This is a genomic window from Salmonella enterica subsp. arizonae (assembly GCF_008692845.1).
GTDB lineage: Bacteria > Pseudomonadota > Gammaproteobacteria > Enterobacterales > Enterobacteriaceae > Salmonella > Salmonella arizonae.
This window is the reverse complement of record NZ_VXJW01000002.1, coordinates 206,951-220,657: the sequence shown is the minus strand read 5'-3', so window position 1 is coordinate 220,657 and position 13,707 is coordinate 206,951. Positions and strand designations below refer to the sequence as shown.

Annotated in this window: 11 protein-coding genes and 2 pseudogenes; 4 read left to right on the top strand and 9 right to left on the bottom strand. The window is 51.9% G+C overall.

Annotated features, from left to right (window positions below; translation table 11 throughout):
* Position 1: 1 nt before the first annotated feature.
* Both nagA and nagB read right to left on the bottom strand, forming a co-directional pair.
* A complete protein-coding gene (nagA, locus tag F4V61_RS05620) occupies positions 2-1,156 on the bottom strand; it encodes an N-acetylglucosamine-6-phosphate deacetylase (RefSeq protein WP_000271198.1) in 1,155 nt (384 codons plus the stop codon).
* Between the two features lie 59 nt (positions 1,157-1,215).
* Positions 1,216-2,016, bottom strand: coding sequence for a glucosamine-6-phosphate deaminase (gene nagB / locus F4V61_RS05615; protein WP_001237054.1), 801 nt, complete (start codon positions 2,014-2,016; stop codon positions 1,216-1,218).
* 326 nt (positions 2,017-2,342) lie between these two features.
* Between nagB and nagE the strand changes: the two genes are divergently transcribed.
* From nagE to chiQ, 4 genes are all read left to right on the top strand, one after another.
* Entirely contained in the window at positions 2,343-4,295 is a 1,953-nt protein-coding gene (gene nagE, locus F4V61_RS05610) for a PTS N-acetyl glucosamine transporter subunit IIABC (protein ID WP_058345623.1), read from the top strand.
* Between the two features lie 208 nt (positions 4,296-4,503).
* Entirely contained in the window at positions 4,504-6,171 is a 1,668-nt protein-coding gene (gene glnS / locus F4V61_RS05605) for a glutamine--tRNA ligase (protein WP_080160879.1), read from the top strand.
* A gap of 442 nt (positions 6,172-6,613) precedes the next feature.
* The gene (gene chiP, locus F4V61_RS05600; RefSeq protein ID WP_079835341.1) at positions 6,614-8,020 is read left to right on the top strand and encodes a chitoporin ChiP; all 1,407 of its coding nucleotides are present in this window, start codon (positions 6,614-6,616) and stop codon (positions 8,018-8,020) included.
* A 49-nt stretch (positions 8,021-8,069) separates the two neighbouring features.
* On the top strand, positions 8,070-8,402 hold the full coding sequence (chiQ, locus tag F4V61_RS05595) for a ChiQ/YbfN family lipoprotein (protein WP_079835340.1): 333 nt from the start codon (positions 8,070-8,072) through the stop codon (positions 8,400-8,402).
* Here the strand turns inward: chiQ and tcuC are convergent.
* The 7 genes and pseudogenes from tcuC to ybfF form a co-directional block, all read right to left on the bottom strand.
* Positions 8,344-9,702, bottom strand: a complete 1,359-nt coding sequence (gene tcuC, locus F4V61_RS05590) for a tricarballylate/proton symporter TcuC (protein ID WP_232081974.1) — start codon at positions 9,700-9,702, stop codon at positions 8,344-8,346. The two genes, chiQ and tcuC, sit on opposite strands and share 59 nt — an antisense overlap.
* A gap of 50 nt (positions 9,703-9,752) precedes the next feature.
* A pseudogene (tcuB, locus tag F4V61_RS05585) lies at positions 9,753-10,481 on the bottom strand (tricarballylate utilization protein TcuB); the annotation flags it as partial.
* Positions 10,480-10,905, bottom strand: a pseudogene (tcuR, locus tag F4V61_RS05580) (tricarballylate utilization LysR family transcriptional regulator TcuR); the annotation flags it as partial. The pseudogenes tcuR and tcuB, both read right to left, overlap by 2 nt.
* A 115-nt stretch (positions 10,906-11,020) precedes the next feature.
* Complete coding sequence (fur, locus tag F4V61_RS05575; RefSeq protein WP_000131704.1) at positions 11,021-11,473, bottom strand: ferric iron uptake transcriptional regulator; 453 nt, start codon at positions 11,471-11,473, stop codon at positions 11,021-11,023.
* 281 nt (positions 11,474-11,754) lie between these two features.
* A complete protein-coding gene (gene fldA, locus F4V61_RS05570) occupies positions 11,755-12,285 on the bottom strand; it encodes a flavodoxin FldA (protein ID WP_001018620.1) in 531 nt (176 codons plus the stop codon).
* A gap of 155 nt (positions 12,286-12,440) precedes the next feature.
* The gene (gene ybfE, locus F4V61_RS05565; protein WP_079799599.1) at positions 12,441-12,728 is read right to left on the bottom strand and encodes a LexA regulated protein; all 288 of its coding nucleotides are present in this window, start codon (positions 12,726-12,728) and stop codon (positions 12,441-12,443) included.
* Positions 12,729-12,861: 133 nt separating this feature from the next.
* Positions 12,862-13,632, bottom strand: coding sequence for an esterase (gene ybfF, locus F4V61_RS05560; protein ID WP_079799600.1), 771 nt, complete (start codon positions 13,630-13,632; stop codon positions 12,862-12,864).
* Positions 13,633-13,707 lie beyond the last annotated feature (75 nt).

Sequence of the window (13,707 nt, the reverse complement as noted above, 5' to 3'; positions counted from 1 at the left end):
CTCATTTACTCAAGTCAACGACCTCGTCACCATTAACGATGGTCTTGATAATTCTAAAATTATGGGTGAACGCGGTCAGGTTCGCGACTTTACCGGGCGCAATGCTTCCGAGATGCTTATCAACGCCGATAGCGCGAGCCGGGTAGAGCGTGGCCATGCGCAGCGCTTCATCCAGAGCGATGCCGCAATGCGCGACCAGGTTGCGTACGCCTTCAATCATGGTTAAGGACGAACCGCTCAGCGTACCGTTTTCATCCACACACAGTCCATTGCGGTAGTATATTGTTTTACCGGCAAAAATGAACTGCTCAATGTTGGCCCCCGCCGGTGCGGTGGCATCTGTCACCAGACAAAGCTTGTCGCCTTTCAGGCGTTTGGCATTGCGAATGTTGACGTAGTCGACATGCAGGCCATCGACGATAACGCCGCAATAAATATCCGCTTCGTCCAGGATTGCGCCAGCAAGACCGGGTTCACGGCCTGTAATATACGGCATCGCGTTAAACAGGTGAGTCGCAAAGGTAATCCCGGCGCGGAAGCCCGCTTTTGCCTCTTTTAACGTCGCGTTGGAGTGGCCTGCGGAAACCACAATGCCCGCATTCGCCAGTTTAGCGATCACATCAGCAGACACCATTTCCGGCGCGAGTGTGACTTTGGTGATGACGTCGGCATTATCGCACAAGAAATCGACCAGCGCAGCGTCTGGTTTTCGCACGAAATCAGGATTATGGGTGCCTTTTTTTACCAGGTTAAGCCAGGGACCTTCCAGGTGGAGGCCCAGCGCCTGGTACGGATGTTTGTCCAGGTACTCGCGCATGACGCGAATGCCCTGTTTCATCAAGTCGTCGCTGGTAGTGATAAGCGTTGGCAGAAAGCTAGTACAGCCCGATTTTTCATTGGCTTTCTGCATAATTTCCAGTGTTTCAACGCTGACGGCTTCTGCGGTATCGTTAAACTGCACGCCGCCGCAGCCGTTTAGCTGCACATCAATAAAACCGGGGGAGAGAATGGCCCCATTAAGCGAGCGTTGTTCTATTCCCGGCGGCAGTTCGGCCATCGGACAAACGCGGTCAATCAGGCCATTAGCGACAACAAGCGCATGGTCATCAAGAATTTCGTGACCGGTATAGATCCGGCCCTGAGTTAAAGCATACATTCCGACCCCCGATATCAAAAATTTACTGCCCCGCGTTGACTGGCAGGGCGGAGACAACATTACAGACCTTTAATATTTTCTGCTTCTAATTCATTGAAATATTTTAATGTCTTAACTTTAAGCTCCATTGTGGCCGGCTCATCGCATACTACAACCGCTTTAGGATGGAGTTGCAGGCAGCTAATTGTCCACATGTGATTGACGTTGCCTTCAACCGCTGCCTGTAGCGCCTGAGCTTTCTGATGGCCCAGCACCAGAATCATCACTTCTTCCGCGTCTAACAGCGTGCCTACGCCAACCGTCAGCGCATATTTCGGTACCTGATTTACGTCGCCGTCAAAGAAGCGGGAGTTCGCTACGCGAGTATCGTGGGTTAACGTTTTGATACGGGTACGGGAAGCCAGAGAAGATGCCGGCTCGTTAAAAGCGATGTGACCGTCGTTGCCGACGCCGCCCATGAACAGATGGATTTTTCCGTAAGAACGAATTTTTTCTTCATATTGACGGCATTCTGCATCGATATCCGGTGCGTTACCGTTGAGAAGATTGATGTTTTCTGCTGGAATATCAACGTGATCGAAAAAATTACGATGCATAAAGCTGTAGTAGCTTTCCGGATGCTCTTTCGGCAGGCCGACATATTCGTCCATATTAAAGGTGACCACATGCTTAAAGCTGACCTCGCCTGCTTTGTGCATCTCAACCAGCGCTTTATACGCCGTCAGCGGCGTACCGCCGGTAGGCAGTCCCAGGACAAACGGACGATCGGCGGTCGGTTTGAACGCATTAATACGGTTAACGATATGGCGAGCGGCCCATTTGCCAACCTGTTCTGCGGTATTCAGGGGGATCAGTCTCATTCTTCACCTCAATAATCAATGTCAAAATTTGGCGGATAGTATTAAGCGTAACCTGGATATCCAGAATCCGTGTTCAATCCGTCCTGATTTTTTGAATCATAAAATAAGTTTTCCATGTTAGCCAGTAGGTGGTAGGGATGATTACGATATTTAGTGATTATAATCACAAATAACACGCGTTTAATTTGCGAGGCGAATTAATTTTCCACACACTCTGAAGGAGATGATCTTACCGTTCGATTACAGAACATCGCGTTTTTAACGTTTGCAGCACAATAAAAAACGGCTTCAAAGAAGCCATATCGGCGTCTCGTAGGGGGAATAAGATGAATATTTTAGGTTTTTTCCAGCGGCTGGGTAGGGCGTTGCAGCTCCCTATCGCCGTGTTGCCGGTCGCAGCGCTGTTGCTGCGATTTGGTCAACCAGATTTGCTAAATATGCCGTTTATCGCGCAAGCGGGCGGGTCTATTTTTGACAACCTGGCGCTGGTTTTCGCTATCGGCGTGGCATCCAGTTGGTCTAAAGATAGCGCGGGCGCGGCAGCGCTGGCGGGGGCAGTCGGGTATTTTGTTATGACCAAAGCGATGGTGACGATTAACCCGGAAATCAACATGGGCGTGCTGGCGGGGATTATTACCGGTCTGGTAGGCGGCGCGGTTTATAATCGCTGGTCTGGTATTAAGCTGCCTGATTTTCTCAGTTTCTTCGGCGGAAAACGTTTTGTGCCGATCGCAACGGGTTTTTTCTGTCTGGTGCTGGCCGCTATTTTCGGTTATGTCTGGCCGCCGGTACAGCATGGCATCCATGCGGGCGGTGAATGGATCGTTTCCGCTGGCGCACTGGGTTCCGGTATCTTTGGTTTCATCAACCGTCTGCTGATCCCAACCGGTCTGCATCAGGTACTGAATACCATCGCCTGGTTCCAGATTGGCGAATTCACCAATGCCGCAGGCACCGTATTCCACGGCGACATCAATCGCTTCTATGCTGGCGACGGCACGGCGGGGATGTTTATGTCCGGCTTCTTCCCGATCATGATGTTTGGTCTGCCGGGCGCCGCTCTGGCGATGTATTTCGCCGCGCCGAAAGAACGTCGTCCGATGGTGGGCGGTATGCTGCTCTCTGTCGCGATCACTGCGTTCCTGACCGGCGTAACCGAGCCGCTGGAATTCCTGTTTATGTTCCTTGCGCCGCTGCTGTACCTTCTGCACGCCATTCTGACCGGTATCAGCCTGTTTGTCGCGACGCTGCTGGGTATCCATGCGGGATTCTCTTTCTCGGCAGGCGCGATTGACTATGCACTGATGTATAACCTGCCAGCGGCCAGTAATAACGTCTGGATGCTGCTGGTGATGGGCGTTGTATTCTTTATCATCTACTTCCTGCTGTTCAGCGCGGTTATTCGTATGTTTAACCTGAAAACGCCGGGCCGCGAAGATAAAGTTGATGATATGGTAACGGAAGAAGCCAACAGCAACACCGAAGAAGGGTTAACGCAACTGGCGACCAGCTATATCGCCGCTGTTGGCGGGACGGATAACCTGCAAGCGATCGATGCATGTATTACCCGTCTGCGTTTGACGGTGAATGACTCTGCTCGCGTCAACGATGCGGCCTGCAAACGCCTCGGCGCTTCCGGCGTGGTGAAACTGAACAAACAGACCATTCAGGTTATTGTCGGCGCGAAAGCGGAATCGATTGGCGATGAAATGAAGAAAGTGGTGGCGCGTGGTCCGGTCGCGGCGGTGTCTGCTGATGCGGCTCACGTTGCTACGCCTGCCCCGGCGGCCAAACCACAGGCGGCGCCGAATGCCGTCACTATCGCTGAGCTGGTTTCTCCAGTCACTGGTGATGTGGTAGCGCTGGATCAGGTACCGGATGAAGCCTTCGCCAGCAAAGCGGTCGGCGACGGCGTGGCGGTGAAACCCACCGATAAAACCGTGGTTTCTCCGGCGGCGGGTACTATCGTGAAAATCTTCAACACTAACCATGCGTTCTGCCTGGAAACCGAAAAAGGCGCGGAGATCGTTGTCCATATGGGTATCGATACCGTCGCGCTGAACGGTCAGGGCTTCAAGCGTCTGGTAGAAGAGGGTGCGGAAGTCACGGCGGGTCAGCCGGTTCTGGAACTGGATCTGGACTTCCTGAATGCCAATGCGCGCTCCATGATAAGCCCGGTCGTTTGTAGCAATATCGATGACTTCAGCGGTCTGGTCATCAAAGCGGATGGTCACGTAGTAGCGGGTCAAACGCCACTGTACGAGATCAAGAGCAAATAATCGCTTCCTGGCCGGATAAGGCGTAAGACGCCATCCGGCGATATCACAGGAAACATAAGCGGCGGGGGAAACCTTCGCCGCTTTTTTTACCGCAATCAGCCCCCATATTTTCTGCAAAGCCACTTTTTAAGTAACTAAAGGTTGTCAGTCTCTCCGGCTTATAAGATCATATGCCGTTATATGTTGTTTACGCTTTGAGGAATCCACGATGAGTGAGGCTGAAGCCCGCCCGACTAACTTTATTCGTCAGATTATTGATGAAGATCTGGCGAGTGGTAAACATACCACTGTCCATACCCGTTTTCCGCCGGAGCCGAATGGCTATCTGCACATCGGCCACGCGAAATCTATCTGCCTGAACTTTGGCATCGCGCAAGATTATCAGGGCCAGTGCAACCTGCGTTTCGATGACACCAACCCGGTGAAAGAAGATATCGAGTACGTTGATTCGATCAAAAACGACGTCGAGTGGTTAGGCTTTCACTGGTCTGGCGATATTCGCTACTCCTCCGATTACTTTGACCAACTGCACGCCTATGCGGTCGAGCTCATCAATAAAGGCCTGGCTTACGTTGATGAGCTGACGCCGGAGCAGATCCGCGAATACCGCGGTACGCTGACCGCGCCGGGCAAAAACAGCCCGTTCCGCGATCGCAGCGTCGAAGAGAACCTCGCGCTATTTGAAAAAATGCGTACCGGCGGTTTTGAAGAGGGTAAAGCCTGTCTGCGCGCTAAAATCGATATGGCGTCGCCGTTTATCGTGATGCGCGATCCGGTACTGTATCGGATTAAATTCGCCGAGCACCATCAGACCGGCACGAAGTGGTGCATCTATCCGATGTACGACTTTACTCACTGCATCAGCGATGCGCTGGAAGGCATTACTCATTCTCTGTGTACTCTTGAGTTCCAGGACAACCGTCGTCTGTACGACTGGGTGCTGGACAACATCACCATTCCGGTTCACCCGCGCCAGTACGAATTTTCGCGGCTGAATCTGGAATACACCGTGATGTCTAAGCGTAAGCTGAACCTGCTGGTGACGGACAAACACGTAGAAGGCTGGGATGATCCGCGTATGCCGACCATCTCCGGTCTGCGTCGTCGTGGCTATACTGCGGCTTCCATTCGGGAGTTCTGCAAACGCATCGGCGTGACCAAGCAGGACAACACCATTGAGATGGCGTCGCTGGAATCCTGCATTCGCGAAGATCTGAACGAAAACGCGCCGCGCGCGATGGCGGTTATCGATCCGGTAAAACTGATTATCGAAAACTACCCGCAGGGTGAGAGTGAAATAGTCACCATGCCTAACCATCCGAACAAACCGGAGATGGGCAGCCGTGAAGTGCCGTTTAGCGGTGAGATCTGGATCGATCGCGCGGATTTCCGCGAAGAAGCGAACAAGCAGTACAAGCGTCTGGTGATGGGTAAAGAAGTGCGTCTGCGTAATGCCTACGTCATTAAAGCGGAGCGCGTAGAGAAGGATGCTGAAGGCAATATCACCACCATCTTCTGTACCTATGATGCCGATACGCTGAGTAAAGATCCGGCTGACGGGCGTAAAGTGAAAGGCGTAATCCACTGGGTTAGCGCAGCACATGCGTTGCCGATTGAAATTCGTCTCTACGACCGTCTGTTCAGCGTGCCGAATCCGGGCGCAGCGGAGGACTTTCTGTCCGTTATCAATACGGAATCATTAGTGATTAAGCAGGGGTATGGTGAGCCGTCGCTGAAAGCGGCGGTAGCAGGGAAAGCTTTCCAGTTTGAGCGTGAAGGCTACTTCTGCCTCGACAGTCGCTATGCAACTGCGGATAAGCTGGTCTTTAACCGCACCGTGGGCCTGCGTGATACGTGGGCGAAAGCGGGCGAATAAGCGCAGCGCCATCAGGTTTAACGCTGTAATAAATCCCTTCCAAACGCCGCAATCTGCGGCGTTTTTTCTCTGCATTTCTAAGTCGTTCTCTTTTTTGCGGGGCGAATTAATTATTCTCCGAAAATTATTATTATAATTAATGAAGATGTTATTAGCACCAGGTCAACAGGAGACAATTGTTTTGAGGCGTATGGAAAACAAACTAATTTTCTTTTTGACGACCTGCTTTCCATACAGGAAGATGAATGTAACAGAAAGCAATTAAATATGTGCGGTTGCTCATATTATTACATACTGGTTACAGAAAGAGATTGATAATTCGCATCGCGAAAAATAGTCTATTTAACGTAGTAAATGAGGTTTCTCAGCGCTACTTTTTATTTTTATTTTTTCGCTGTTCGCTTTTGTCGGCAGCAATTTATACGTCAAAGAGGATTAACTTATGCGTACGTTTAGTGGCAAACGTAGTACGCTGGCTCTGGCTATCGCCGGTATCACAGCAATGTCGGGGTGGATCGTTGTTCCGCAGGCGCAAGCCTCCGGCTTTTTCGACGACTCTACGTTAACGGGCGGCATCTATTATTGGCAGCGCGAACGCGATCGTAAAGATGTTACCGACGGCGACAAATATAAAACTAACCTTTCTCATGCGACCTGGAACGCTAACCTGGATTTTCAGTCTGGTTACGCTGCGGATATGTTCGGTCTGGATATCGCGGCGTTTACCGCGATTGAAATGGCGGAAAACGGCGACAGCGGTCATCCAAACGAAATTGCCTTCTCGAAAAAGAATAAAGGCTACGACGAAGACTATTCCGGCGATAAGAGCGGCATCAGCCTTTATAAGGCCGCAGCGAAATTTAAATATGGCCCGGTCTGGGCGCGCGCCGGTTATATTCAGCCTACCGGTCAGACGCTGTTAGCGCCGCACTGGAGTTTTATGCCGGGTACCTATCAGGGGGCGGAAGCCGGCGCCAGTTTTGACTATGGCGATGCGGGCGCGTTAAGTTTTTCCTACATGTGGACTAACGAATATAAAGCGCCGTGGCATACCGAAATGGATAAGTTTTATCAGGCGGATAAAAAAACCAATGTGGACTATCTCCACTCGATCGGCGCGAAGTACGACTTCAAAAATGATCTGGTGCTGGAAGCGGCGTTTGGTCAGTCCGAAGGCTATGTCGATCAATATTTCGCGAAGGCCAGCTATAAATTTGATTTAGGCGGCAATCCGTTCACCACCAGTTACCAGTTCTACGGCGCGCGCGACAAAGTAGACGATCGCAGCGTGAATGATATTTACGACGGTACGGCCTGGCTGCAGGCGTTGACCTTCGGCTACAAAGTCGCGGAAGTGGTTGACCTGCGTCTGGAAGGCACTTGGGTGAAAGCGGACGGTCAGCAGGGCTATTTTCTGCAACGTATGACGCCAACCTACGCCTCTTCAAACGGTCGTCTGGATATCTGGTGGGATAACCGCTCCGACTTTAACGCTAACGGTGAAAAGGCGGTTTTCTTCGGCGCGATGTATGACCTGAAAAACTGGAATCTGCCGGGTTGGGCTGTGGGTGCTTCTTACGTTTACGCCTGGGATGCCAAACCGGCAACCTGGCAAAGTAACCCGGATGCTTACTACGACAAAAACCGTACTATCGAAGAGTCCTCATACAGTCTGGATGCGGTTTATACCCTGCAGGAGGGGCGCGCCAAAGGCACCATGTTCAAACTGCACTTCACCGAATACGACAACCACTCCAGTATTCCAAGCTGGGGCGGCGGTTACGGCAACATCTTCCAGGATGAGCGTGACGTGAAATTTATCGTTATTGCGCCATTCACTATTTTCTGATGTCAGATGCGGCAGGCGTCAGCGCTGCCGCGCTGTTGAGGAACGAGCTATGAAAAAAATATTACTTATCGCCAGCATGACCGCCGGTTTGGCGGCCTGTGCGTCATCACCCGCGGTGGAAGAAGATAACCGCCTGAAAGAGGCGTACAGCGCCTGTATTAACACCGCACAGGGCTCGCCTGAGAAGATAGAGGCCTGCCAAAGCATACTGAATGTCCTGAAAAAAGACCGCAAACATCAGCAATTTGCTAATGAAGAGAGCGTGAGGGTACTGGACTATCAGCAGTGCATTCAGGCGACGCGCACGGGTAACGATCAGGCGGTCAAGGCTGACTGCGATAAGGTCTGGCAGGAGATTCACAGTCATAATAGCGCGCAATAAAATCCTGCCTTGCCGCGATATAGCCGCGACTCAGGCGCACAAACAGCATAGCCGTCGCGGCGAGTCCACATAACGCCGCGCACATCAGCCACCAGCCGGGCGAGCTTTTGTCGCCGGTTAATTTGACCAGCGTGGTAGAAATGGCCGGCGTCAGGCCGCCAAAAATCGCCGTCGCCAGGCTAAAGGCCAGCGAGAAACCGACGGTGCGCACGTAGACTGGCATCACTTCGGTTAATGCCGCGACCATTGCGCTGTTATACATGCCAAAAAAGAAAGAGAACCACAGCAGTACCTGCGCCATGCGGGTAAAGTCGGGCGCGGCGGTCAGCCACTGCATGACAGGCCAGGTGGTGATCAGCGCCAGTAAGGTAATGCCCATTAACACGGCGCGACGGCCAATCCGATCGGAAATCGCGCCGCCGATAGGTAACCAGATAAAATTGGACACGCCCACCAGCATGGTGACGATCAAACTGTCCCGCGCGCTGAGATTAAGCACGGTTCTGCCATAGGTCGGCGTATAAACGGTGATAAAATAAAGCGTTGTGGTGGTCATTGCCACCAGCAGCGTTCCGGCCGTAATGATGCGCCAGTTTTTGGCGATAGTAGCGAAAATTTCCCTGGTGTCGGGGCGATATTTGCGTTGTAAAAACGCCTCTGTTTCTTGTAATGAACGACGTAAAATAAAAATCAACAGAATGATCATACAGCCGATAAAGAACGGGATTCGCCAGCCCCACTCCGATATCGTGTCTTGTCCCAGCGTGATATTCAGGCTATAACCAATCAACGCGGCAACGACGATCGCAACCTGCTGACTGGCGGATTGCCAGCTAGTATAAAACCCTTTATTGCCTGGCGTTGCGATTTCGGACAGATAGACCGAGACGCCGCCTGACTCGACGCCCGCAGAAAATCCTTGTAATAACCGGCCCAGCAGTACCAATGCAGGCGCAGCCAGGCCGATCGTTTGATAACCGGGGACAAGGGCGATAAGCAGCGTACCACAGTCCATAATCGCCAGTGTCACCATTAGCCCTTTACGACGTCCGATCCTGTCAATATAGACGCCAGGCACAATCGCGCCGACGGGGCGCATTAAAAAACCGGGGCCAAAGACGGCAAAGGTCAGCATTAATGAGGCAAATTCGCTTTCCGCCGGAAAAAAAGTTCTGGCGATATAGGTGGCATAAAATCCGAACAAGAAAAAATCTAACTGTTCAAGAAAATTGCCGCTGGTTACGCCCAGTATTGCGCTAAACGTGCTGGCGCGCGATGTTGCTGGTATGTGTTGTGCCATAGGGTTTGCTATCCACTGTCTTTATTGTTTTATGGGTAAGATGCCGCGGGTCAGTTGCCTGTATCCCCCGCATGTTTTCCGCGTCGCTTCTCAACTGCCCATTTGAGTAAGGCCGCGCAGCGGAAAAATCCGTGGGCGAATTTTCCGTAGGGAAGGGTGAGAAAGAGCGCCATCACCACGCCTAAATGGAGCGCCAGCAGTATGCCCATTCCGCGGGTGTCTCTGCCTGCCAGCAGCGCCAGCCCGGTAAGACTGGTTAATAGCAGGAGCAGAATAAAACCGCGATCCATGGGTTTCTGGCGCGCATCGCCATGCAACGGTGACCGCCATAGATTGAGCCACAGTAGCCCGGCCGGACCGATAAGCAGACCGATGCCGCCCAGAGTGCCAAGCATGACCGGCAGGCTAAAGAACGGGTAGGGCGCTTCCCAGTCGGCGACGTAGTGATAGCCCGTCGCCACAAGCGTGGCGGCAAAACAGAGCATAAAACCGTAAAAGGTAAAGTGATGAAAGCGACGGCGCAGCAGCGTGAACGCATCGTCCGCTTCGTTACAGCCTTTGCCATGTCCGCCATCGAGATATTTCAGCGTAAACGCGTTGCGCGACGCTTCCGCAATCTCCGCCGAATGCGGTATGCCCGGCGAGATCTTACGCCAGAAGCGGATCACGCCCGCCATAAGCAAACCGATTGCCAGCACAAAAACTGAGCCAAACATCCACGCCAGCAGGCTATGCGGAAAAATTTGATAGAAGTCACCAGCCAGCGGCGGATGAATCAGCAATCTCAATCTGGCGGGTATTAATCATTCTTTCCAGATTACCGGACAAGCTTTCCACCACATGCAGTCGGACATCGGCATAGTTTTCCTGCATGGCAGGGATAAACGGTATACCCAGTATAGAGGCGGTACTAGGGGCCATTCCTACGCTCACATGACCGGAAAGTCGCGCCTCTCTGGCGGCGAGAATCGCGTTGTCGGCATGTCGCAGCGCAAGCTGGGCCTGGGAATAAAAGGCCTGTCCGGCATTAGTCGGCGTAACGCCTCGCGAAGTGCGCTGCAACAGACGGATGGCGATCTCGTTTTCCAGGCGTGACATCTGTTGGCTTAATGCTGAAACGCCAATATCAAGATCCTGCATGGCGCTGCCCATACTGCCGGTTTCAATAATACGGACAAAATAGCGTAACTGGCGTAGCTCCATTTCTGCTCTTCTGAGATGCGATGGCGATTTTTTTACATTAAATAAACATCAAGCGGCAGAAAGAAGAGGATATAAAAAAGCCAACCGGGCGGTTGGCTCTTCGAAAGATTTATACTTATTTGGTCGCGTCATCGTGCGCTTGTTCGTCTTCGCGGCAGTCGCCTTCAGCGCAGTGGCCGTAAAGATAGAGGCTGTGATTAGTTAAACGAATACCGTGTCTCGCCGCAATTTCACGCTGGCGCGCTTCAATAGAGTCATCACTAAATTCAATCACTTTTCCGCAATCAAGGCAGATAAGATGATCGTGATGATGCTGTTGCGTCAGTTCAAAAACGGATTTACCGCCTTCAAAATTATGGCGGGTCACGATACCGGCATCGTCAAACTGGTTCAGCACACGGTATACGGTCGCCAGACCGATTTCTTCACCCATGTCGATCAGGCGTTTGTATAAATCTTCCGCACTGACGTGATGGTTATCTGGTTCCTGAAGAACTTCCAGAATTTTTAAACGAGGAAGCGTTACTTTCAGGCCAGCCTTCTTTAATGCGGTATTGTTGTCAGTCATGCGGAATCTGTCCTGTTGCTAAACGATTCACTTCATTAGAGAAGTGGCAGAAATTGCACTCAAGATAATGCGTATCATTATAGGACTGCCATGCCGAAATGAAAACCGCAAGTATCTCGCAAGAGTTAATAAAACGATGGTTTTGCCTGCAAATTCTGGCGCCACCTTATTACACCCGGACATTGTACAGGGATGGATGCGAAAGTTACAAATTTGTAGCAATTATTTTGATTGGTCTTGTCTATTGATGCGGCGCAGTCATAGGGCTGCGCCACATAAGATTAGGCGTTGAGGATGTCGTCGAGGTGCAATTCCGCTGAAATTTGCTTGACCCATTTCTCAACACGCTCGGCGGTCAGTTCAGGCTGGCGGTCTTCGTCAATCGCCAGGCCGACAAAATGATCGTCGTCAGCCAGACCCTTAGAGGCTTCAAAATGATAACCTGCGGTAGGCCAGTGACCCACAATCGTAGCGCCGCGCGGCTCAATAATGTCGCGAATAGTGCCAAGCGCATCACAGAAGTATTCCGCGTAGTCTTCCTGATCGCCACAGCCAAACAGCGCCACCAGCTTACCGTTAAAATCAATTTCTTCGAGAGTCGGGAAAAAGTCATCCCAGTCGCATTGCGCTTCGCCGTAGTACCAGGTCGGGATGCCCAGCAGTAGAATGTCATACCCTTCCAGGTCTTCTTTACTGCTTTTTGCAATGTCATGCACATCGGCAACGTCTTTACCAAGCTGTTTTTGAATCATTTTTGCGATATTTTCGGTATTACCTGTGTCGCTGCCGAAAAAGATGCCAGTGATTGCCATGAGTAAAATAACCTCTTGAAACTTATTGAAATGGTGGTGGCGAATTGCCCACGGATAAGGGCAATCATAGCAGAACAGGTAGACATGCGGAAACAGCAATCACGTGGGACTGCACGCTCTGCTACACGAAATATGAAACAAAACTTGTTTTCAGACTAAACCTGGCCGTGCAGCGCCATAAGCTGCTTCATTAATATTTCTTCAATGAGCTCGCTGCGGCTAATGTTGCGCGCTTCGGCCAGCTCATTCAGCGCGTCAACTGCTTGTGCGTTGAGTTTTAATTCGACACGCTTGAGGCCACGAACTTTGTCGCGTTTCAACTGGTTGCGCTTGTTGATGCGTAACTGTTCATCGCGCGAAAGCGGATTCGTTTTAGGTCGTCCCGGGCGACGCTCGTGCGCGAACAAATCTAATGTCGTACGGTCCGTTTGTTCTTTGGCCATGGTTTTGGTGACTTCGGGGGAAACAATCAGCCAGGCTTATGCCCGGATGGATAGCGCGCCATCATACATCAGCGAGAAAGCGACGCCAACGCCCGCGCGCGTAATCGCGCACAGGCGATGAGTTTTTAATCAGTTAGCGTTTATCGTGGAGATAACGGCGGATGGCGCGCAGAACCGCCTCTGGTTTTTCGGCATGTACCCAGTGGCCCGCGCCGGCGATCACATGCGCGCGCGCCAAAGGGAATTGCGCCAGCAGCGCGTCGCGGTACGCTTCGGTCACGTACGGCGAGTTACCGCCTGGAATAAACAGCGCCGGATGTTCCCAGGGCGGAATGGTTTCCCAGCCGACGATATGCGGATACTGGTCCCATAATACCGGAACATTAAAACGCCATTCGCCTTCAGCCCAGGATTTTAACAGAAACTGGATCACGCCTTCTTCGTTGAGGTGCTGGCGCATAATCCCTGCCGCCTGTTGGCGGGATGTCGCGTCGGATTCGCTGACGGCGTTAATGGCCGCGAAAATGCGATCGTGGCGGCGAACATGATAATCCACGGGGGCGATATCAATCGCGACCAGACGATCGATGCGATCGGGCGCCAGCGCCGTCAGCGCCATTACCGCTTTTCCGCCCATGGAATGACCAATAAACGTCGCTTTTTCAATCTGCCGCGCGTCGAGCGTATCCAGAAGATCCTGGGCCATTGCCGGATAATCCATGACTGGATCGCGCGGCGATAAACCATGATTGCGCATATCGACCTGGATAATGTCGTGATCGATCACCAGATCGCGCGCCAGTACGCCGAGGTTGTCCAGGCTGCCAAACAGACCATGAACAAGAACGATGGGGGAATTATTGTGCAGGTTTTGTGCAGATTGCGCTCGGATGTTTAATTTCATGGCAAAGTTCTTTTTTTCGCTCTGTCGGGTTAGGGTATTATGTTGACCATTCTGCCACTGGGCTGCAACCTCTAA

Excerpts from the sequence above, each read along its gene's own strand:
- chiQ (WP_079835340.1), top strand. The coding sequence starts at position 8,070 with ATGAAAAAAATATTACTTATCGCCAGCATGACCGCCGGTTTGGCGGCC.
- ybfE (WP_079799599.1), bottom strand. The coding sequence starts at position 12,728 with ATGGCCAAAGAACAAACGGACCGTACGACATTAGATTTGTTCGCGCAC.
- chiP (WP_079835341.1), top strand. The coding sequence starts at position 6,614 with ATGCGTACGTTTAGTGGCAAACGTAGTACGCTGGCTCTGGCTATCGCC.
- tcuC (WP_232081974.1), bottom strand. The coding sequence starts at position 9,702 with ATGGCACAACACATACCAGCAACATCGCGCGCCAGCACGTTTAGCGCA.
- nagA (WP_000271198.1), bottom strand. The coding sequence starts at position 1,156 with ATGTATGCTTTAACTCAGGGCCGGATCTATACCGGTCACGAAATTCTT.
- fldA (WP_001018620.1), bottom strand. The coding sequence starts at position 12,285 with ATGGCAATCACTGGCATCTTTTTCGGCAGCGACACAGGTAATACCGAA.
- glnS (WP_080160879.1), top strand. The coding sequence starts at position 4,504 with ATGAGTGAGGCTGAAGCCCGCCCGACTAACTTTATTCGTCAGATTATT.
- fur (WP_000131704.1), bottom strand. The coding sequence starts at position 11,473 with ATGACTGACAACAATACCGCATTAAAGAAGGCTGGCCTGAAAGTAACG.
- ybfF (WP_079799600.1), bottom strand. The coding sequence starts at position 13,632 with ATGAAATTAAACATCCGAGCGCAATCTGCACAAAACCTGCACAATAAT.
- nagE (WP_058345623.1), top strand. The coding sequence starts at position 2,343 with ATGAATATTTTAGGTTTTTTCCAGCGGCTGGGTAGGGCGTTGCAGCTC.
- nagB (WP_001237054.1), bottom strand. The coding sequence starts at position 2,016 with ATGAGACTGATCCCCCTGAATACCGCAGAACAGGTTGGCAAATGGGCC.